Source organism: Pseudomonas sp. HN2, assembly GCF_020736465.1.
In the GTDB taxonomy this organism is placed as follows: domain Bacteria; phylum Pseudomonadota; class Gammaproteobacteria; order Pseudomonadales; family Pseudomonadaceae; genus Aquipseudomonas; species Aquipseudomonas moraviensis_A.
The window spans coordinates 5,749,463-5,769,152 of sequence record NZ_CP085885.1; the positions used below are offsets into that span (position 1 = coordinate 5,749,463).

At 61.3% G+C, this 19,690-nt stretch carries 17 protein-coding genes; 5 read left to right on the forward strand and 12 right to left on the reverse strand.

Translation table 11 applies throughout. The features are described from left to right. Positions 1–16 precede the first annotated feature (16 nt). Both LIS66_RS25595 and LIS66_RS25600 read left to right on the forward strand, forming a co-directional pair. Complete coding sequence (locus tag LIS66_RS25595) at positions 17–595, forward strand: DUF6436 domain-containing protein (protein ID WP_227973272.1); 579 nt, start codon at positions 17–19, stop codon at positions 593–595. Between the two features lie 102 nt (positions 596–697). Beyond that, positions 698–3,106, forward strand: coding sequence for a penicillin acylase family protein (locus tag LIS66_RS25600; protein ID WP_227973273.1), 2,409 nt, complete (start codon positions 698–700; stop codon positions 3,104–3,106). A gap of 201 nt (positions 3,107–3,307) precedes the next feature. On the opposite strand, the gene LIS66_RS25605 is transcribed toward LIS66_RS25600, so the two are convergent. Beyond that, positions 3,308–4,273 (reverse strand): GlxA family transcriptional regulator, encoded by a 966-nt coding sequence (locus LIS66_RS25605; protein WP_042606509.1) that lies wholly within the window; start codon positions 4,271–4,273, stop codon positions 3,308–3,310. A 224-nt stretch (positions 4,274–4,497) separates the two neighbouring features. On the opposite strand from LIS66_RS25605, the gene LIS66_RS25610 reads away from it, so the two are divergent. After that, positions 4,498–5,139, forward strand: coding sequence for an HD domain-containing protein (locus LIS66_RS25610; RefSeq protein WP_042606508.1), 642 nt, complete (start codon positions 4,498–4,500; stop codon positions 5,137–5,139). 139 nt (positions 5,140–5,278) lie between these two features. Here the strand turns inward: LIS66_RS25610 and LIS66_RS25615 are convergent, their stop codons facing one another. From LIS66_RS25615 to LIS66_RS25645, 7 genes are all read right to left on the reverse strand, one after another. Then, positions 5,279–6,169 (reverse strand): ABC transporter permease subunit, encoded by an 891-nt coding sequence (locus LIS66_RS25615; protein WP_042606507.1) that lies wholly within the window; start codon positions 6,167–6,169, stop codon positions 5,279–5,281. Next, a complete protein-coding gene (locus tag LIS66_RS25620; RefSeq protein WP_227974547.1) occupies positions 6,166–7,047 on the reverse strand; it encodes an ABC transporter permease subunit in 882 nt (293 codons plus the stop codon). The genes LIS66_RS25615 and LIS66_RS25620 overlap by 4 nt, the downstream gene beginning before the upstream one ends. Before the next feature lie 35 nt (positions 7,048–7,082). Then, complete coding sequence (locus tag LIS66_RS25625; protein WP_064364702.1) at positions 7,083–8,225, reverse strand: ABC transporter ATP-binding protein; 1,143 nt, start codon at positions 8,223–8,225, stop codon at positions 7,083–7,085. Positions 8,226–8,288: 63 nt separating this feature from the next. Next, positions 8,289–9,386, reverse strand: a complete 1,098-nt coding sequence (locus LIS66_RS25630; RefSeq protein ID WP_064364767.1) for a polyamine ABC transporter substrate-binding protein — start codon at positions 9,384–9,386, stop codon at positions 8,289–8,291. 187 nt (positions 9,387–9,573) lie between these two features. Beyond that, the gene (locus tag LIS66_RS25635) at positions 9,574–10,686 is read right to left on the reverse strand and encodes a polyamine ABC transporter substrate-binding protein (protein WP_042607056.1); all 1,113 of its coding nucleotides are present in this window, start codon (positions 10,684–10,686) and stop codon (positions 9,574–9,576) included. 171 nt (positions 10,687–10,857) lie between these two features. Then, a complete protein-coding gene (locus LIS66_RS25640; RefSeq protein ID WP_042607057.1) occupies positions 10,858–12,222 on the reverse strand; it encodes an aspartate aminotransferase family protein in 1,365 nt (454 codons plus the stop codon). 56 nt (positions 12,223–12,278) lie between these two features. Further along, the gene (locus LIS66_RS25645) at positions 12,279–13,637 is read right to left on the reverse strand and encodes a glutamine synthetase family protein (RefSeq protein ID WP_042607058.1); all 1,359 of its coding nucleotides are present in this window, start codon (positions 13,635–13,637) and stop codon (positions 12,279–12,281) included. 728 nt (positions 13,638–14,365) lie between these two features. Here LIS66_RS25645 and LIS66_RS25650 point away from each other — a divergent pair. Both LIS66_RS25650 and LIS66_RS25655 read left to right on the forward strand, forming a co-directional pair. Beyond that, entirely contained in the window at positions 14,366–15,742 is a 1,377-nt protein-coding gene (locus tag LIS66_RS25650) for a glutamine synthetase family protein (protein ID WP_039757469.1), read from the forward strand. A 162-nt stretch (positions 15,743–15,904) separates the two neighbouring features. Next, a complete protein-coding gene (locus tag LIS66_RS25655) occupies positions 15,905–16,537 on the forward strand; it encodes a TetR/AcrR family transcriptional regulator (protein ID WP_116659289.1) in 633 nt (210 codons plus the stop codon). Between the two features lie 161 nt (positions 16,538–16,698). On the opposite strand, the gene LIS66_RS25660 is transcribed toward LIS66_RS25655, so the two are convergent. Genes LIS66_RS25660 through ssuD form a run of 4 tightly spaced genes read right to left on the reverse strand, consistent with a single transcriptional unit; the run spans position 16,699 to position 19,685 of the window. Next, the gene (locus LIS66_RS25660; protein WP_003229256.1) at positions 16,699–16,914 is read right to left on the reverse strand and encodes a TOBE domain-containing protein; all 216 of its coding nucleotides are present in this window, start codon (positions 16,912–16,914) and stop codon (positions 16,699–16,701) included. Positions 16,915–16,941: 27 nt separating this feature from the next. Then, positions 16,942–17,748, reverse strand: coding sequence for an aliphatic sulfonates ABC transporter ATP-binding protein (gene ssuB, locus LIS66_RS25665; RefSeq protein WP_042607060.1), 807 nt, complete (start codon positions 17,746–17,748; stop codon positions 16,942–16,944). Continuing rightward, entirely contained in the window at positions 17,745–18,527 is a 783-nt protein-coding gene (gene ssuC / locus LIS66_RS25670) for an aliphatic sulfonate ABC transporter permease SsuC (RefSeq protein ID WP_011336451.1), read from the reverse strand. Before ssuC ends, ssuB begins: the two co-directional genes overlap by 4 nt. A 9-nt stretch (positions 18,528–18,536) precedes the next feature. Next, positions 18,537–19,685 (reverse strand): FMNH2-dependent alkanesulfonate monooxygenase, encoded by a 1,149-nt coding sequence (gene ssuD, locus LIS66_RS25675; RefSeq protein WP_016772653.1) that lies wholly within the window; start codon positions 19,683–19,685, stop codon positions 18,537–18,539. Positions 19,686–19,690: the final 5 nt, after the last annotated feature.

The window sequence follows — 19,690 nt, forward strand, 5'->3', positions numbered from 1 at the left end:
TTCAGATTCCGAAACCATGCGTTCGCCCTACCGCACCGCACTGTTCGCCAGCCTGCTCGCGCTGATCTGCGCCGGGGTGCTGTGGGCGGCATATGACTGGTTTCAGGGCCGCTATCTGCGTGCGTTCAGTGAACACACGGCGGTGTTTTCCGGCGATCCGCTGCGCCTGCCGGACGACCTCGCCGGGCCGGGCAATATCCGTCTCGTGCACTTCTGGGACCCGGCCTGTCCGTGCAACGTCGGCAATCAACAGCACCTGAGCGAGATGGTCGAACAGTTCGGCGCGCGCGGCGTGGAGTTCTTCGCCGTGCAAAAACCCGGCAGCCACGGTCAGTTGCCCGCCACCCTCGCCGGCCTGAAAACCATCATCGTCCTGCGCGGCTCCGAACAGATTCCCGCCAGCCCCGCCGTGGCGATCTGGGATCGCAGCGGCAAACTGGCCTACTTCGGCCCGTACAGCGAAGGCCTGACCTGCAACTCCAGCAACAGCTTTATCGAACCGATCCTGCATGCCCTGACGGAAGACCGCCCGGTGAACGCTACGCACACCTTGGCGGTGGGTTGTTATTGTCCGTGGCCGGCGGATGCGCGGTAAGGCATTCCGGACTTTTCAAGGACAGCGCTGCACCGCACAGATGCTCTGTGCTAAATGTTTGCAGCCCGACGGGCGGCCCTCCCGCCTGCACAAGGAGTCACCATGAAGCGTGCGTTGATCGTCGTTGCCCTGCTGGTCGTTGTCCTGCTCTGCGCCGCTGGCGGGTATATCTACAGCAAGCAGCCGACGCGCCAGGGCCAGGTCCAGCTGCATAACCTGCAAGGCTCGGTGACCGTGCGCTATGACGAGCGCGGTGTGCCGCATATCCGCGCCGAGAACGAAACCGACCTCTATCGCGCCCTCGGTTATGTGCACGCGCAGGATCGCCTGTTCCAGATGGAAGCCCTGCGTCGCCTCGCCCGCGGTGAGCTGGCCGAAGTGCTCGGGCCGAAACTGCTCGACACCGACAAGCTGTTTCGCAGCCTGCGCATCCGCGAGCGCGCCGCCAGTTACGTCGCCAGCCTGGACAAGCAGTCGCCGGCGTGGAGGGGCCTGCAAGCCTATCTGGATGGCATCAACCAGTATCAGGACAGCCACGCCGCGCCGATCGAGTTTGACGTGCTGGGCATCCCCAAGCGGCCGTTCACCGCCGAAGACAGCATCAGCGTCGCCGGTTACATGGCCTACAGCTTTGCCGCCGCGTTTCGCACCGAGCCGCTGCTGACCTACGTGCGCGATCAGCTCGGCGCCGATTACCTCAATGTGTTCGATCTTGACTGGCAGGCCAAAGGCGTACTTGCCACGGATCACACCAGGCATCCGCCAGCCCTCGCCGCCGGCGACTGGCAGGACCTCACCGCCCTCGCCCGCCTCAGCGAACAGGCACTGATCGACAACGGTCTGCCGCAGTTCGAGGGCAGCAACGCTTGGGTCATCGCCGGCAGCCGCAGCCAGAGTGGCAAGCCGTTGCTGGCCGGCGATCCGCATATCCGCTTTTCGGTGCCGTCGGTGTGGTACGAGGCGCAGCTGTCGGCGCCGGGCTTCGAGTTGTACGGCCATCATCAGGCGCTGGTGCCCTTCGCGTTTCTGGGTCACAACCTCGATTTTGGCTGGAGCCTGACCATGTTCCAGAACGATGACCTCGATCTGATCGCCGAGAAGGTCAACCCTGACAATCCCGATCAGGTCTGGTATCGCGGCCAATGGACCGACCTGCTCGTCAGCGAGCAACAGATCAATGTGAAGGGTCAGGCGCCGGTGACGATCACCTTGCGCCAGTCGCCGCATGGGCCGATCGTCAACGATGCCCTCGGCAGCGCTGCCGGCAAGACCCCGATCGCGATGTGGTGGGCCTTCCTCGAAACACCCAACCCGATCCTCGACGGCTTTTACCAGCTCAACCGCGCTGACACGTTGGCCAAGGCCCGCGCGGCGGCGGCCAAGGTGCAGGCGCCGGGTCTGAATCTGGTTTACGCCAACGCCAAGGGCGATATCGCCTGGTGGGCCTCGGCCTTGCTGCCGAAACGTCCGGCCGGGGTGAAACCGGGCTTCATTCTCGACGGCAGCACGCCTGAGGCGGACAAGGACGGCTACTACCCGTTCAGCGCCAACCCGCAGGAGGAGAACCCGGCGCGCGGCTATATCGTCTCGGCCAACTTCCAGCCGGTATCGCCGACCGGCATGGAGATTCCCGGTTACTACAACCTCGCCGATCGCGGCCAGCAGCTTGATCGTCAGCTCAGCGACAACCGGGTGAAGTGGAGCAACGAGGCCAACCAGAAACTGCAGCTGGGCACGACGACCGGCTACGGCCCGCGTCTGTTGGCGCCGCTGTTGCCGGTGTTGCGTGAAGTGGTGAGCGATCCGGCGCAACGCAAACTGGTCGAGCAATTGGCGCAATGGCCCGGCGACTATCCGCTGAATTCGGTCAGCGCGACGGTGTTCAACCAGTTCCTCTACGACCTTGCCGACGCAGCGATGCGCGATGAGTTGGGCAATGACTTTTTCGAAACGATGCTGTCGACGCGGGTCATCGATTCCGCCTTGCCGCGACTGGCGGCGAGAGCTGATTCACCTTGGTGGGACAATCGCAGCACGCCGGTCAGAGAAACCCGCGCCGACATCGTGCGCACGGCATGGGCGGCGAGCATGCAGCATCTGCAACTGACCCTCGGCGACGATGTGGCGGGTTGGCAATGGGGCGCGGCGCATACCCTGACCCATGGCCATCCGCTGGGCCAGCAGAAGCCACTGGATCGGCTGTTCAATGTCGGCCCGTTCCCGGCGCCAGGCAGCCACGAAGTGCCGAACAACCTCTCGGCGAAAATCGGCCCGGCGCCATGGCCGGTGACCTATGGACCGTCGACCCGGCGTCTGGTGGATTTTGCCGATGCGGTGCATGCCCTGACGATCAATCCGGTCGGCCAGAGCGGCGTGCCGTTGGACAGTCACTATGACGATCAGGCCGAGGCGTATGTGGAGGGGATTTATGTGCAGGCGCATTTCAGCGAGGAAGAGGTGCTGGCGAATACGCGGAGTACGTTGAAGCTGTTGCCTGCGCGCAAGCCCTGAAGAGCCCCTCACCCTAGCCCTCTCCCAGAGGGAGAGGGGACCGATTGGGGGATATTGGGGAGAAACGCCGACGTGCAAGATTGGCACCGAATCCATAATCGATAAGGTCTTTCAGGTCGATGCAACACGCCAGACACCGCGGTCGGCCCCCTCTCCCTCTGGGAGAGGGCTGGGGTGAGGGCTTTCGAGCTCAAGCCCGGATCAGACATCCAGCGCAAAATTCAGCCGAAACTGCTGCGGCGTCACGCCCAAGCGCCGGTTGAACACACTGCGCATATGCTCCGCATCCCGAAACCCGCACTGATACGCCACGGTTTTCAACGGCGCCGTGGTGCTTTCCAGCATGACCCGCGCTGCGTCCACCCGCGCCCGTTCGACGAATTCCGCCGGGGTCACTTTGGCTTCTCGCGCGAACACCCGCGAGAAATTGCGCGCACTCATGTTCGCTGCATTGGCCAGATCGGCAATCGTCAGGTCGCCGGTGAGATTGGCCAGCACATACAGCTGCACCAGCGCCACCGCTGATGTCGGTTCGGCATGCGGCGTGAGGAACGGGCTGAACTGCGATTGCCCGCCCGAGCGCTGGGTGAACACCACCAGCCGTTTCGCTACACTCAGCGCCACCTCGGCACCGTGATCGCGCGCCAACAGGTACAGCGACAGATCAATGCCCGCCGTGACCCCGGCCGAGGTGTAGAGCGTGCCGTCCTCGACATACAGGCGATCCGCCTCGACCCGCGTGGTGGGGCACAACTGCGCAAGCGCCTCGGCATCGTTCCAGTGCGTGGTGACGGTGCGCCCCTCGAGCAAACCGGCGCGGGCGAGCATGAACGCGCCGTTGCAGATCGAGCCGCAACGCCGGGCGCGACCACAGGCGTCACGCAGCCAGGCGTCGAACGTCGGGCCGAAATCCATGAACTGCAATTGCGGGCCGCCAGCGACCAGCAACAGGTCGGGGCTATCGGTTGCTTCGCTGAAGTGGCAGTGGGCGTTCAGGCTCATGCCGTTGGAACAGGCCATCGGCCCGTGCTCGAGGCCGATCACTTGCAAGCGATAGTGATCCTGCGGCGCGAGGAAGCGGTTGGCTTCGGCGAACACGTCCATGGGTCCGCTGACATCCAGTGACTGCACGCCGGGGAATACCACGATGGCGACGGATTTGTTCATGGCTCAAACGTCCTCAATACCTGTGACAAACACACCAACCTGTGGGAGCGAGCCTGGCCTGTTGATCGAGCCAACCTGGCCAATCCACACCCGACAAGCGAGCTTGGCACGATTTGCAGGTGCAATGGCAAGGATCGCAGCCATGACTCGATTGCTCGCCTGGCGCGCCGGGAACAGACTTTCTCCAGCAGCGCCACGACGGCGTTTTCGACGAGGAAACCGTTATGACCAGCACCATCGCCGGCATCAAGATCCCTGACAGCGCCCTCGCCCGGGCCACCACCGAATACATCCGCGACATCGAATCCGACCTGCTCTATCACCACTCGCGTCGAGTGTTTCTGTTCGGTGCCTTGAGCGGCGAACGCCAGCAACTCGCCTACAACCCGGAGTTGCTGTACGTCGGCGCGATGTTCCATGACCTTGGTCTGGTCGCAGGCCATCGCAGCGATGACGAACGTTTCGAGGTGGACGGCGCGAATGCCGCGGCAGCGTTTCTCAAGCCGTACGGGCTGAGCGACGACGACATCGAGCAGGTGTGGCTGTCGATTGCATTGCACACCACGCCGGGCGTGCCCAAGCATCTGCGCCCGACCGTGGCACTGGTGACGGCCGGGGTGGAGATGGACGTGCTGGGCATGGACTACGCGGCCTTCAGCAGCGTGCAGCGCGAAGCCGTGGTGCATGCGCATCCACGCGGGGAGGGTTTCAAGGAGTGCATCATCTGCGCGTTCGCCGATGGCTTGCGCCATCGTCCGCAGACCACGTTCGGCAATGTGAAGACCGATGTGCTGGTGGATCAGGAGCCGGGATTCAAGCCGATGAATTTCGTCGAAGTCATCCGCCAATCTCCCTGGACTGCCTGAATCCCCTGTAGGAGTGAGCCTGCTCGCGATAGCGGAGTGTCAGCCGAATAATGCCTGGCTGACACACCGCTATCGCGAGCAGGCTCACTCCTACAGTCTGGATTTGGGTTGGCCTCGGAAATGAGACCAACCCTTCGGCTCACACAGCCTGTGGCGCAGGCGCGCGACGCGCGTCCGGTTGCTTCCACGAATCGGCGGCGCTTTCTTCGATGGCTTGCTGGATGGCTTTCTTGCGTGCTTCTTCGGCGCGGCGGCTGAAGAACCAGACGAGGAAGGTCACCAGCGACACCGCCAGCAGAATCAGGCTGGCCACCGCGTTGATCTCCGGCTTCACACCGAGCCGCACCGCCGAGAACACTTCCATCGGCAGGGTCGTCGAACCCGGGCCGGAGACGAAGCTCGCCAGCACCAGGTCATCCAGCGACAGCGCGAACGACATCATCCCGCCCGCCGCCAACGATGGCGCGATCATCGGGATGGTGATGAGGAAGAACACCTTCCACGGCCGCGCCCCCAGGTCCATCGCCGCCTCTTCGATCGATAGGTCCAGCTCACGCAGACGCGCCGACACCACCACTGCCACATACGCCGCGCAGAACGTGGTGTGCGCAATCCAGATGGTGACGATGCCGCGTTCCTGCGGCCAGCCGATCATCTGCGCCATCGCCACGAACAGCAGCAACAGCGACAGACCGGTGATCACTTCCGGCATGACCAGTGGCGCAGTCACCAGGCCGCCGAACAGCGTGCGACCCTTGAAGTGAGTGATGCGCGTCAGCACGAACGCCGCCAGTGTACCCAGCGCCACCGCAGCAACCGCCGTGTAGCAGGCGATTTCCAGCGAGCGCAGCACCGAGCCCATCAATTGCGAGTTGTCCAGCAGGCCGACGTACCACTTGATCGACCAGCCGCCCCACACCGTTACCAGTTTCGAGGCGTTGAACGAGTAGATCACCAGGATCAGCATCGGCAGATAGATGAAGATCAGACCCAGTACCAGCATCAGGCTGGAGAAACGGAAGCGCTTCATTCTTTACCCTCCATTTCCTTGGCCTGACTGCGGTTGAACAGGATGATTGGCACAATCAGGATCGCCAGCATCAACACCGCCAGCGCGGACGCCACCGGCCAGTCGCGGTTATTGAAGAATTCTTGCCACAGCACCTTGCCGATCATCAGGGTTTCCGGACCGCCGAGCAGTTCTGGAATGACGAACTCGCCGACCACTGGAATGAACACCAGCATGCAGCCGGCGATGATGCCGTTCTTGGACAGCGGAATGGTGATTTTCCAGAAGCTGTTGAAGGTGCTCGAACCCAGGTCCGACGCAGCTTCCAGCAGGCTCTGGTCATGCTTCACCAGGTTGGCGTACAGCGGCAGGATCATGAACGGCAGATACGAATAGACCACACCGATGTACACGGCGAGGTTGGTGTTGAGGATCTGCAGCGGCTCGTCGATCAGGCCCATGCTCATCAGGAAACCGTTGAGCAGGCCGTTGTTGCTCAGAATACCCATCCACGCGTAGACGCGGATCAGGATCGCGGTCCAGGTCGGCATCATGATCAGCAGCACCAGCACCGTTTGCAGCTCTTTGCGCGCGCTGGCGATGGCGTAGGCCATCGGATAACCGATCAGCAGGCAGAGCACGGTGCTGATGAAGGCCATTTTCAGCGAGCCGAGGTAGGCGGCGATGTACAGCTCGTCGTCGCCGAGCATCGCGTAGTTGCCCAGGTTCAGCAGCAGTTGCAGCTTCTGCTCGGCGTAGGTGTAGATCTCGGTGTACGGCGGGATCGCCACGTCGGCTTCGGCGAAGCTGATCTTCAGAACGATGAAGAACGGCAGCATGAAGAACAGGAACAGCCAGATGAATGGCACCCCGATGACCAGCTGCCGGCCATTGGGGATGATTCGGTTGATGCGGCGTTTGAATTTGCGCATGTTCATGAGCGAAGTACCACGCCGCTGTCGTCTTCCCACCACACGTAGACCTGATCGCCCCAGGTCGGACGCGCGCCGCGACGTTCGGCGTTGGCGACAAACGACTGCACCAGTTTGCCGCTCGGCAATTCGACGTAGAACACCGAGTGCCCGCCCAGATAGGCGATGTCGTGGACCTTGCCGCTCGACCAGTTGTACTCGCAGGTCGGTTGATCGGCGGTGACCAGCAGCTTCTCCGGGCGGATCGCGTAGGTGACCGACTTGTCCTGCACCGAGGTGCTGATGCCGTGGCCGACGTAGATCTGCCGGTCGAGGTCCTTGCAGGTGATGGTCGCGTGGCCTTCGGCGTCGTCGATGACTTCGCCTTCGAAGATGTTGACGTTGCCGATGAATTCACAGACCAGACGGCTGGTCGGGGTTTCGTAGATGTCGATCGGGCTGCCGATCTGCGCGATCCAGCCCAGGTGCATGATCGCGATGCGCTCGGCCATGGTCATGGCCTCTTCCTGGTCGTGGGTCACCATCACGCAGGTCACGCCGACGCGCTCGATGATTTCCACCAGTTCCAGCTGCATCTGCGAGCGCAGTTTCTTGTCCAGCGCGCCCATCGGCTCGTCGAGCAGCAGCAGCTTCGGCCGCTTGGCCAGCGAACGGGCCAGGGCCACGCGCTGACGCTGACCGCCGGACAGTTGATGCGGCTTGCGCTTGGCGTACTGGCTCATCTGCACCAGCTTGAGCATCTCGGCCACGCGGGCGTCGATCTCGGCCTTGGGGATCTTGTCCTGCTGCAGGCCGAAGGCGATGTTCTGCGCCACGGTCATGTGCGGGAACAGGGCGTAGGACTGGAACATCATGTTGATCGGACGGTCGTACGGCGGCATGTCGGTGATGTCGACGCCGTCGAGGAAAATCCGCCCTTCCGTGGGCCGTTCGAAGCCTGCCAGCATCCTCAGCAAGGTGGATTTGCCCGATCCCGAACCGCCGAGCAGGGCGAAGATCTCACCCTTCTTGATTTCCAGGGACACGTCGTCCACGGCAATCGTCTCGTCGAACTTCTTCGTGACCCGGTCGATTTTGACCAGCACCTGTTTCGGTGTCTGGTCGCCCTCGAGGGCTTTCTTGTAGGCGCCGGAGGCAACTGCCATTTACGAAACTCCCAACAGAAGCAGCAGTTCGCCCCGCAAGACGAACCCTGGATAGTTTGTGCGTTATTTGCCCGACTTGACCTTGGTCCAGCTGCGGGTCATCAAACGCTGAATATTGGCTGGCAACTCGGTCGACACGTAGGTCTTGTCGAGGACTGCTTGCGGTGGGTAAACCGCTTCATCGGTGCGAATGGATTGTTCCATCAGCTTGTCCGAACCCGGATTGGGGTTGGCGTAACCGACGTAATCACTGACCTGGGCAATCACCTCAGGTTTCAGCAAATAATTGATGAAGGCGTGGGCTTCCTTGACATTGGACGAATCCTTGGGGATCGCCAGCATGTCGAACCACAGCGCGCCGCCCTCTTTCGGAATCGAGTAGGCGATGTTGACGCCCTTCTTGGCTTCCTCGGCACGGTTCTTCGCCTGGAAGATGTCGCCGGAGAAACCGATCGCCACGCAGATGTCGCCGTTGGCCAGGTCGCCGATGTACTTCGAGGAGTGGAAATAGGTCACATAAGGACGCACCGCGAGCAGCTTGGCGGTGGCTTTTTCGTAGTCCTTGGTGTTGGTGCTGTTGGCGTTCAGGCCCAGGTAATTGAGCATGGTCGGCATCATTTCATCTGCCGAATCGAGGAACGCGACGCCACAGCTGTGCAGTTTCTTGATGTTTTCCGGTTCGAACAGCACGGCCCAGGAGTCGATCCTGTCGATGCCGAGCACGGCTTTGACCTTGTCGACGTTGTAGCCAATGCCGTTGGTGCCCCACAGATACGGTACGGCGTAGAGGTTGCCCGGATCGTTCTGCTCCAGACGCTTGAGCAGCGCCGGGTCGAGGTTGGAATAATTCGGCAACTGGGTCTTGTCGAGCTTCTGGAACGCGCCCGCCTTGATCTGCTTGCCGAGGAAGTGGTTCGACGGCACGACCACGTCGTAACCGGTGCGCCCGGCGAGCAGCTTGCCTTCCAGGGTTTCGTTGGAATCGAAAACGTCGTAGACCGGTTTGATTCCGGTCTCTTTCTCGAAGTCGGCCAGGGTCGATTCGCCGATGTAATCGGACCAGTTATAAATATGCACCGTACCGGCGGCGTGGGCTCCGACAGCGATGGTCAGGCCGGCAGCGGCCAGCAGGGCTTTGCGCAAAGAAGAAAATACAGGCAAGTGGAGGTCCTCTAGATTGATTGGGCCCAAGTTGCCCCCGCGCTGCATGACAGCCATGGCTGCCCGACAACAAAACCGGCGCGCAACTTACCTTCGAAAAACCGATCCAGCAAAACTTTCTGTCATTTAATTATCCGCTGGCCGCCGTCGCGGCGACGACGGCCAGTGGTTGTGGCGACAAACCGGCTTATTTACCCGATTTGATCTTGGTCCAGCTGCGGGTAATCAGACGCAGTGTCGCGGCGTCCAGATCGCTGATCGCATAGAGCTGCTTCTTCACTTCAGCCGACGGATAGATGCTCGGGTCGCTGGTGATGTCCTTGTCCACCAGAGGCGTCGCGGCCTTGTTGCCGTTCGGGAAACGCACGGCGTTGGTGATGCCGGCCATCACTTGCGGCTCCAGCAGGTAGTTCATGAACTTGTAGGCGGCTTCGACGTTTTCGGCATCCTTGGGAATGGCGACCATGTCGTAGAAAGTACCAGCGCCTTCTTTCGGAATGGTGTAGGCCAGCTTGACCTTGTCACCGGCCTCCTGGGCGCGGGTCTTGGATTGCTCCAGGTCACCCGAGTAACCGACGGCGACGCAGATGTTGCCGTTGGCCAGGTCGGAGATGTACTTGGAAGAGTGGAAGTAGGCGACCGAAGGACGGATCTTCAGGAACAGGTCTTCGGCGGCCTTCAGATCAGCCTTGTCCTTGCTGTTGGTCGGCTTGCCCAGGTAGTGCAATGCCGCCGGAATCATTTCGGTCGGCGCATCGAGGAAGCTCACGCCGCAGCTTTTGAGCTTCTCGATGTTTTCCGGCTTGAACACCACGTCCCACGAATCGATCTTGTCGATGCCCAGCGCAGCCTTGACCTTGGCCGGGTTGTAGCCAATGCCGATCGAGCCCCACATATACGGAAAGGCGTGCTTGTTGCCCTGGTCGCTGGCGTCGCCAACAGCCTTGAGCAGGTCTTCGTCGAGGTTTTTCCAGTTCGGCAGTCTGGACTTGTCCAGCTCCTGGTAGACGCCGGCCTTGATCTGCTTGGCGAGGAAGTTGTTGGAAGGCACCACGATGTCGTAACCGGATTTGCCGGCCAGCAGCTTGGCTTCCAGGGTTTCGTTACTGTCGAAGACGTCGTAGACGACTTTGATCCCGGTGGCTTTCTCGAAGTTGGCCACGGTGTCCGGCGCGATGTAGTCGGACCAGTTGTAGACGTGCAGTACCTTGTCGTCCGCGTGCACCGCACCCGCCATCATGCCCGCCATGGACAGCGCGAGCAGAGTCTTGCCAGCTAGCTTTTTACCTAATGCCTTCATGCGTCATGCTCCAAATTTTTCTTTTTTGAACCACTTTGTTCAGCGGCCGAACCCGGACAACCGGAACCGCGGCTAGTCTGGCAAGATCCGAGGCGGTCTTTCAACAAAAGACCAGCCTTTCTGACAGCTTTGAGCGAGTGCGCCGCAGCTCCCCCGCTCAAAGCCTAGCACCTAGGCCTGCAGCGCATTGAGGGTCAGGTCCAGACACTTGCGTGCTTTTGTAACCAGCTCATCGATCTCGGCTTTGCTGATCACCAGCGGCGGCGCGATGATCATGGTGTCGCCGACTGCGCGCATGATCAGGCCGTTGTCGAAGCAGAACTGCCGGCAGATCATGCCGACGCCCTTGCCTTCATAACGCTTGCGCGTGGCCTTGTCCTGCACGAGCTCGATCGCCCCCAGCAGACCGACGCCGCGAACTTCACCCACCAATGGGTGATCGTTCAGCTCGCGCAGACGTTTCTGCAAATACGGTGCCGTTTCGTTATGGGCGTTCTCGATAATTTTTTCTTCGCGCAGGATGCGGATGTTTTCCAGGCCCACCGCTGCTGCCACCGGGTGCCCGGAGTAAGTGAAACCGTGGTTGAAATCGCCGCCTTCATTGAGCACGGCCACCACCGAATCACGCACGATCAGCCCACCCATCGGGATGTAGCCGGAAGTCAGGCCCTTGGCGATGGTCATCATGTCAGGCGCAAGGTCGTAGAAATCGCTACCGAACCACTCACCGGTACGGCCGAAACCGCAGATCACTTCATCGGCGACGAAAAGGATGTCGTACTTGGCAAGGATTTCCTTGATGCGCGGCCAGTAGGTATCGGGCGGAATGATCACGCCACCGGCACCCTGGATCGGCTCGGCAATGAAGGCACCGACGTTGTCGACGCCGACTTCGAGAATCTTCTCTTCCAGCTGATTGGCCGCCCAGATGCCGAACTCTTCCGGCGACATGTCGCCGCCTTCAGCGAACCAGTACGGCTGCGCGATGTGGACGATGCCCGGAATCGGCAGGTCGCCCTGCTCGTGCATATAGGTCATGCCGCCGAGGCTCGCGCCGGCCACGGTGGAACCGTGATAACCGTTCTTGCGGCTGATGATGACTTTCTTGTTCGGCTGGCCCTTGATCGCCCAGTAGTGGCGAACCATACGCAGCATGGTGTCGTTGCCTTCGGAGCCGGAACCGGTGAAGAACACATGGTTCATGCCTTCAGGCGCAACGTCGGCGATCGACTTGGCGAGTTCCAGCGCTGGCGGGTGGGCGGTCTGGAAGAACAGGTTGTAGTACGGCAGTTCGCGCATCTGTTTGGCGGCGGCATCGGCCAGTTCATCGCGGCCGTAACCGATCGCCACGCACCACAGGCCGGCCATGCCGTCGAGGATCTTGTTGCCTTCGCTGTCCCACAGGTAAACGCCCTTGGCGTTGGTGATGATCCGCGGGCCCTTCTCTTTCAGTTGCTTGAAATCACTGAACGGGGCCAGGTGGTGATCGCTGCTCAGCGTTTGCCACTCACGGGTTTGCGGGTTGTTGCTGGTCATGCCAATTCTCCTTGTTATCGGTGAAGGCGCGACGGCTGGCCGCCGCGCCTGGCGTATCAGACGGCGAAGAGCAGGTACTCACGCTCCCAGGAACTGATCACGCGCTTGAAGTTTTCATGCTCGGCCCGCTTGACCGCGACGTAGCCGGTGATGAAGGTCTTGCCGAGGTATTTTTCGACGGTCTTGCTGTTCTCCATGCGCTCCAGCGCATCTTCGATGGTCAGCGGCAGGCGCAGGTTGCGGCGCTCGTAACCACGACCGACCACCGGCGCGCTCGGGTTGAGGCCCTCGACCATGCCGATGTAGCCGCAGAGCAGGCTCGCGGCGATCGCCAGATACGGGTTGGCATCGGCGCCCGGCAGACGGTTTTCCACGCGGCGGTTCTGCGGGCCGGCATCCGGTACGCGCAGGCCGACGGTGCGGTTCTCCTCGCCCCACTCGACGTTCACCGGTGCCGAGGTGTCCGGGAGGAAGCGGCGGAACGAGTTGACGTTCGGCGCGAACAACGGCAACAGCTCGGGGATCAGTTTCTGCAGGCCACCAATGTGATGCAGGAACAGTTGGCTCATGGTCCCGTCTTCGTTGGAGAAAACGTTCTTGCCAGTCTGAATGTCGATGATGCTCTGGTGCAGGTGCATGGCGCTGCCCGGCTCGCCGGTCATTGGCTTGGCCATGAACGTCGCGGCCACGTCGTGCTTGAGCGCGGCTTCACGCATGGTGCGCTTGAACACCAGAATCTGGTCGGCCAGCGACAGGGCGTCGCCGTGACGGAAGTTGATTTCCATCTGCGCCGTGCCGTCCTCGTGGATCAGCGTGTCGAGGTCCAGCTCCTGCAGTTCGCACCAGTCGTAGACGTCTTCGAACAGCGGGTCGAATTCGTTGGCCGCCTCAATGGAGAACGACTGCCGACCGATTTCCGGACGGCCCGAGCGGCCGATCGGCGGCTGCAACGGATAGTCGGGGTCGTCGCTGCGCTTGGTCAGGTAGAACTCCATTTCCGGCGCCACGATCGGCTGCCAGCCCTTGTCGGCATACAGCTTCAGGACTTTCTTGAGGACGTTGCGCGGCGACAGCTCGATCGGGTTGCCTTGCTTGTCGTAGGTGTCGTGGATCACCTGCGCGGTCGGCTCGATGGCCCACGGCACCAGGTACACCGCGTTCTGGTCGGGGCGGCAGATCATGTCGATGTCGGCCGGGTCGAGCAGTTCGTAATAGATGTCGTCTTCGACGTAGTCGCCGGTCACGGTCTGCAACAGCACGCTCTCCGGCAGCCGCATGCCTTTTTCGGCGATGAACTTGTTGGTCGGCGAAATCTTGCCCCGGGTGATCCCGGTCAAGTCAGCGATCATGCATTCGACTTCTGTGATCTTGCGGTCTTTCAACCAATCGGTGAGCTGGTCGAGGTTGTTACTCATAAATGCCTCTGGGCTGAGTCTCCTGACGCGATGTCAGGCAATTTTGACGCTTGGGGCGTCGCGTTAAGGGGGGCTTGCTCGCGCAGTGCCGGCTTACGCCTGGCACCGCGCATAGACAATGAAAGAGGAGCTTACCTGCCCTTTGCGCTGGTGTTGCATTTCCCGTGCACTTTGCAAACGTGCAGAATCGACAGCACGACGCTGAGCGCGGCATGGGCTTTGAGAGGGAAAGAGTTCTATAGTGGAAGGGGACGCCATAAAGCGGATGCTGTGTCCGACGTCCAGAATATCGGACGCTGCCGTTTCGTCGACTGTTGACGAGAGTCTCGTCGACAGGCTGCGCGCCTTGCTGGCTGCGCTACGGACGGATTGATCGCCACTGATGTGATGAGCATGCAGACCGGACTGTTGCGAGCAGTCGGTGATGCCGATTAACGGCAGGCGAGACATGAAGCACCCCGGTATTATTGCTGTTATGGGTTTGACCGGAGCTTAGCCTTGTTCATTTTTTTACACAACACCCCCGTAAAAAATACAACACGGCCTGCTCAAGCCCGCAGCTGAGCAACGTTCAAGGTTTGAAAAAACGCCCCAAAGTGCCCCATAAATGCCCTTCAAGCGCTTTTTCGGGGCAAAAAAGGCCTCGCTTGACTTCGGCAGGCCGTTCGGGTTGACTGAAACCAGAAAAGATCAATGATTGATATTTTTAACAACAAAGGTGTTGCATCATGTCGGTACCCCCGCGTGCCGTTCAGCTTAACGAAGCGAACGCGTTCCTTAAGGAACATCCTGAGGTTCTGTACGTTGACCTTCTGATTGCGGATATGAATGGTGTGGTGCGCGGCAAGCGCATCGAACGCACCAGCCTCCACAAGGTTTACGAGAAAGGCATCAACCTGCCGGCCTCTCTATTTGCTCTGGATATCAACGGCTCCACGGTGGAAAGCACCGGTCTGGGCCTGGACATCGGCGACGCCGATCGCATCTGCTATCCGATCCCCGATACCCTGTGCAACGAGCCATGGCAGAAGCGCCCTACCGCGCAACTGTTGATGACCATGCACGAACTCGAAGGCGACCCGTTCTTCGCCGATCCCCGTGAAGTGTTGCGTCAGGTGGTGACCAAGTTCGACGAGCTCGGCCTGACCATCTGCGCCGCCTTCGAACTCGAGTTCTACCTGATCGATCAGGAAAACGTGAACGGCCGTCCACAGCCGCCACGCTCGCCGATCTCCGGCAAACGTCCGCACTCGACTCAGGTCTACCTGATCGACGACCTCGACGAATACGTCGACTGCCTCCAGGACATTCTCGAAGGCGCCAAAGAGCAAGGCATCCCGGCCGATGCGATCGTCAAGGAAAGTGCCCCGGCGCAGTTCGAAGTGAACCTGCACCACGTCGCCGACCCGATCAAGGCCTGCGACTACGCAGTGCTGCTCAAGCGTCTGATCAAGAACATCGCCTACGACCATGAAATGGACACCACTTTCATGGCCAAGCCGTATCCGGGCCAGGCGGGCAACGGTCTGCACGTACATATTTCGATTCTGGACAAAGCCGGCAAAAACATTTTTGCCAGCGAGGATCCCGAGCAGAACGCCGCGCTGCGTCACGCGATCGGCGGTGTGCTCGAGACCCTGCCGGCGCAGATGGCTTTCCTCTGCCCGAACGTCAACTCGTATCGTCGCTTCGGCGCGCAGTTCTACGTACCGAACTCGCCGTGCTGGGGCCTGGACAACCGCACTGTGGCGATTCGCGTACCGACCGGCTCGGCCGATGCCGTGCGTATCGAACACCGCGTGGCCGGCGCCGACGCCAACCCGTACCTGCTGATGGCTTCGGTACTGGCCGGCGTGCACCACGGTCTGGTCAACCAGATCGAGCCGGGCGCACCTGTCGAAGGCAACAGCTACGAGCAGAACGAACAGAGCCTGCCGAACAACTTGCGCGATGCCCTGCGCGAGCTGGACGACAGTGAGGTGATGGCCAAGTACATCGATCCGAAGTACATCGATATCTTCGTCGCCTGCAAGGAGAGCGAGCTGGAGGAATTCGAACACTCCATCTCCGACCTTGAGTACAACTGGTATCTGCATACCGTTTAAACGGTTTGCGGTAATAAAAAGCGCTGCCGGCTATTTCATCCGGCAGCGCTTTTTTATGCCTGATTGCTTTCCCTTTGTGGCGAGGGAGCTCGCCACAGGGATCGTATTGCATTCGGGATGGACGCTCCGCGTACAATGCCCGCTGCCCCGCAGGAGACTTCCATGACGCGTCCCGCCACCGTTCGCAAACCCCGTGCCCGCAGTCAGGCGCGGATCGATTCGATACTCGACGCCGCGCGCACGCTGCTGGCCGCCGAGGGCGTGGCCAGCCTGTCGATCTACAGCGTCGCCGAGCGCGCGCAGATTCCGCCCTCTTCCGTGTATCACTTTTTCGCCAGCGTCCCGGCGCTGCTCGAAGCGCTGACCGCCGATGTCCACGCGGCCTTCCGTGCCTGCCTGCAAGCGCCGATCGATCATGATGCTTTGCGCGACTGGCGAGATCTGTCGCGACTGGTCGAACAGCGCATGCTCGAGATCTACGATCAGGATGCCGCCGCACGGCAATTGATTCTGGCGCAACATGGCCTGACCGAAGTGACCCAGGCTGACCGCCAGCACGATCTGGAACTGGGCGACCTGATGCACAAATTGTTCGACCAGCATTTCGAGTTGCCGAGACTGCCGGACGATGTCGATGTGTTTGCCCTGGCCATGGAACTGGGCGACCGGGTGTATGCCCGCTCGGTGCAGCAGCACGGGCAGATCACCCCGCGCATGGCCGAGGAAGGGATGCGCGTGTTTGATGCCTATATCGGCCTGTATCTACCGACGTACCTGCCGAAGAGAAATCCCTAGCGCATGCACCGACCCCTTCGCGAGCAGGCTCGCTCCCACATTTGAAATGCGCTCCCCTGTGGGAGCGAGCCTGCTCGCGAAAGTCGCGCCGCCAATTTCAAGCCAGGCACAAAAAACCCCGAAGGGCTCACACCCTCCGGGGTTGTTTTTTGTTCACCGGCTTACAACTTGGCGATCGACACCTCGGTGGATTTCACAAAGGCGATCACCTCGCTGCCGACCACCAGTTCCAGCTCCTTGACCGAACGGGTGGTGATCACCGAAGTGACGATGCCCGAAGCGGTCTGCACGTCGATTTCCGACAGCACGTCGCCGAGGACGATTTCCTTGATCGAGCCTTTGAACTGGTTGCGCACGTTGATGGCTTTGATAGTCATGGCATTGATTCCTGTCGTTTGCTTGAGTTATTGCGCCCAACGCAATTGCGTAGGCAGGGGTGAAACGGGTTCCGGCGCCGGCGGTTCACCGGGCAGGGACAGAACACGGTTGAGCACTTCGGTTTCCAGCGCGGCGAGGCGATGCGAGCCACGCACCCGAGGGCGCGGCAGCTCGACGTGCAGGTCGAGGCCGACTTCGCCGTCCTCGATCAGAATCACCCGGTCGGCAATCGCCACCGCTTCGCTGACGTCGTGGGTCACCAGCAGCACGGTGAAGCCGTGTTGCTGCCAGAGACGCTCGATCAATTGCTGCATCTCAATGCGGGTCAGCGCATCCAGTGCACCGAGCGGTTCGTCGAGCAGCAGCAGACGCGGCTGATGGATCAGTGCGCGGGCCAGTGCAACCCGCTGCTTCTGCCCACCCGACAACGCCGCCGGCCATTCATTGGCGCGATCTGCCAGGCCAACCGCGTCCAATGCTTCAAGAGCCTTCGGACGCCAGTTGCCTTTAAGCCCGAGTCCGACGTTGTCGATGATCCTTTTCCACGGCAGCAGTCGCGCTTCCTGGAACATCAATCGCGTGTCGTCGCGTGCCTGGCTGAGTGGCGCGGAGCCGGCGAGCAGCTCGCCGCCAGTCGGCTGGTCGAGGCCGGCGAGCAAGCGCAAAAACGTGCTCTTGCCACAACCGCTACGTCCGACCACGGCGACGAATTGCCCCGCCGGAATGTGCAGATCGATGTCGCGCAGCACCTGGCGCGCGCCGAAGGTTTTTTGCAGGTTGCGCACCGCCAGTGGAATCCCGCGCAGCAGGCGTGGAGGTTGTTGAGCGGTCATGCCGCACCTCCCTTGGCAACCTGATAGGCCGGGTGCCAGCGCAGCCACACACGCTCAAGTCCACGGGCGGCGAGGTCGGCAAGTTTGCCGAGTACCGCGTAAAGCAGGATCGCCAGCACCACCACGTCGGTCTGCAAAAACTCACGGGCATTCATCGCCAGGTAGCCAATGCCGGAGCTGGCCGAGATGGTTTCGGCGACGATCAGCGTCAGCCACATAAAGCCCAAGGCAAAGCGCACGCCAACCAGAATCGACGGCAACGCGCCCGGCAGAATCACCTGCCAGAACAGGCTGAAACCGCTCAGACCATAACTGCGCGCCATCTCCACCAGCGCCGGGTCGACGTTACGGATGCCGTGATACGTGTTGAGATAGATCGGGAACAACGTGCCCAGCGCCACCAGAAAAATCTTCGCCGACTCGTCGATGCCGAACCACAGGATCACCAGCGGAATCAGCGCCAGATGCGGCACGTTGCGGATCATCTGCACCGAACTGTCGAGCAGGCGTTCGCCCCACTTCGACAGACCGGTGATGAAACCCAATACCAGGCCGATGCTGCCGCCAATGGTGAAACCGAGTGCCGCGCGCCAACCGCTGATCGCCAGGTGCGTCCAGATCTCGCCGCTGCGTACCAGACTGACGCCGGCCTCGATCACCGCCACCGGTGCCGGCAGAATCCGCGTGGACAACCAGCCCGCCGACACCGACAACTGCCACACCGCCAGCAGCAACACCGGCAACGCCCAAGGCGCGAGGCTGTGGATAAATTTCTTCATGGCCGCGCCTCAGCTCTGCGACGCGGCTTTGGGCAGGATGTCGTTGGCGACCATCTCACCGAACGGGCTGACATAACCGGCACTTTTCGGCAGTTCCGGGCGCTCGACGTCGAGGTGTGGGAACAGCAGCTCGGCCACCCGATACGATTCTTCGAGGTGTGGATAACCGGAGAAGATGAAGGTGTCGATGCCCAGATCCGCGTATTCCTTGACCCGCGCCGCCACGGTCGGGCCGTCACCGACCAGCGCGGTTCCGGCACCGCCGCGCACCAGACCGACGCCGGCCCAGAGGTTCGGGCTGACTTCGAGGTTGTCGCGGCTGCCACCGTGCAGCGCGGCCATGCGTTGCTGGCCGACCGAATCGAAGCGCGCCAGCGAGGCCTGAGCACGCTGGATGGTGTCGTCGTCCAGATGCGAGATCAGGCGATCCGCCGCTTGCCAGGCTTCGGCGTTGGTTTCACGCACGATCACATGCAGACGAATGCCGAAGCGCACGGTGCGCCCGAGCTTGGCGGCCTTGGCGCGAACCTGGGCAATCTTCTCGGCCACCGCTGCTGGCGGCTCGCCCCAGGTCAGAACCATCTCCACTTGCTCGGCGGCCAAATCCTGCGCCGCTTCCGAGGAACCACCGAAATACAGCGGCGGACGCGGTTGCTGGATCGGCGGATAGAGCAGCTTGGCGCCCTTCACGCTGATGTGCTCGCCGTCATAATCGACGGTTTCGCCTTCCAGAACGCGGCGCCAGATGCGGGTGAATTCCACCGAGGCCTGATAGCGTTCTTCATGGTTGAGGAACAGCCCGTCACCGGCCAGTTCTTCCGGATCGCCACCGGTGACCAGATTGAACAGCGCACGCCCGCCGGACAAACGATCGAGCGTGGCTGCCTGGCGCGCCGCGACCGTCGGGGAAATGATCCCGGGGCGCAGGGCGACGAGGAATTTCAGACGCTGGGTCACCGGAATCAGCGAGGCCGCGACCAGCCATGAGTCTTCGCAGGAACGCCCGGTGGGAATCAGCACCCCGCCGAAACCCAGACGATCCGCCGCTTGCGCGACCTGTTGCAGGTAACCGTGATCAACCGCGCGGGCGCCTTCGGCGGTGCCAAGGTAATGGCCGTCGCCGTGGGTAGGCAGGAACCAGAAGATATTGAGGCTCATGGAGT

Coding starts and splice junctions, on each gene's coding strand:
- LIS66_RS25595 (WP_227973272.1), top strand. CDS start 17: ATGCGTTCGCCCTACCGCACCGCACTGTTCGCCAGCCTGCTCGCGCTG.
- LIS66_RS25600 (WP_227973273.1), top strand. CDS start 698: ATGAAGCGTGCGTTGATCGTCGTTGCCCTGCTGGTCGTTGTCCTGCTC.
- LIS66_RS25605 (WP_042606509.1), bottom strand. CDS start 4,273: ATGAACAAATCCGTCGCCATCGTGGTATTCCCCGGCGTGCAGTCACTG.
- LIS66_RS25610 (WP_042606508.1), top strand. CDS start 4,498: ATGACCAGCACCATCGCCGGCATCAAGATCCCTGACAGCGCCCTCGCC.
- LIS66_RS25615 (WP_042606507.1), bottom strand. CDS start 6,169: ATGAAGCGCTTCCGTTTCTCCAGCCTGATGCTGGTACTGGGTCTGATC.
- LIS66_RS25625 (WP_064364702.1), bottom strand. CDS start 8,225: ATGGCAGTTGCCTCCGGCGCCTACAAGAAAGCCCTCGAGGGCGACCAG.
- LIS66_RS25635 (WP_042607056.1), bottom strand. CDS start 10,686: ATGAAGGCATTAGGTAAAAAGCTAGCTGGCAAGACTCTGCTCGCGCTG.
- LIS66_RS25640 (WP_042607057.1), bottom strand. CDS start 12,222: ATGACCAGCAACAACCCGCAAACCCGTGAGTGGCAAACGCTGAGCAGC.
- LIS66_RS25645 (WP_042607058.1), bottom strand. CDS start 13,637: ATGAGTAACAACCTCGACCAGCTCACCGATTGGTTGAAAGACCGCAAG.
- LIS66_RS25650 (WP_039757469.1), top strand. CDS start 14,366: ATGTCGGTACCCCCGCGTGCCGTTCAGCTTAACGAAGCGAACGCGTTC.
- LIS66_RS25655 (WP_116659289.1), top strand. CDS start 15,905: ATGACGCGTCCCGCCACCGTTCGCAAACCCCGTGCCCGCAGTCAGGCG.
- LIS66_RS25660 (WP_003229256.1), bottom strand. CDS start 16,914: ATGACTATCAAAGCCATCAACGTGCGCAACCAGTTCAAAGGCTCGATC.
- ssuB (WP_042607060.1), bottom strand. CDS start 17,748: ATGACCGCTCAACAACCTCCACGCCTGCTGCGCGGGATTCCACTGGCG.
- ssuC (WP_011336451.1), bottom strand. CDS start 18,527: ATGAAGAAATTTATCCACAGCCTCGCGCCTTGGGCGTTGCCGGTGTTG.
- ssuD (WP_016772653.1), bottom strand. CDS start 19,685: ATGAGCCTCAATATCTTCTGGTTCCTGCCTACCCACGGCGACGGCCAT.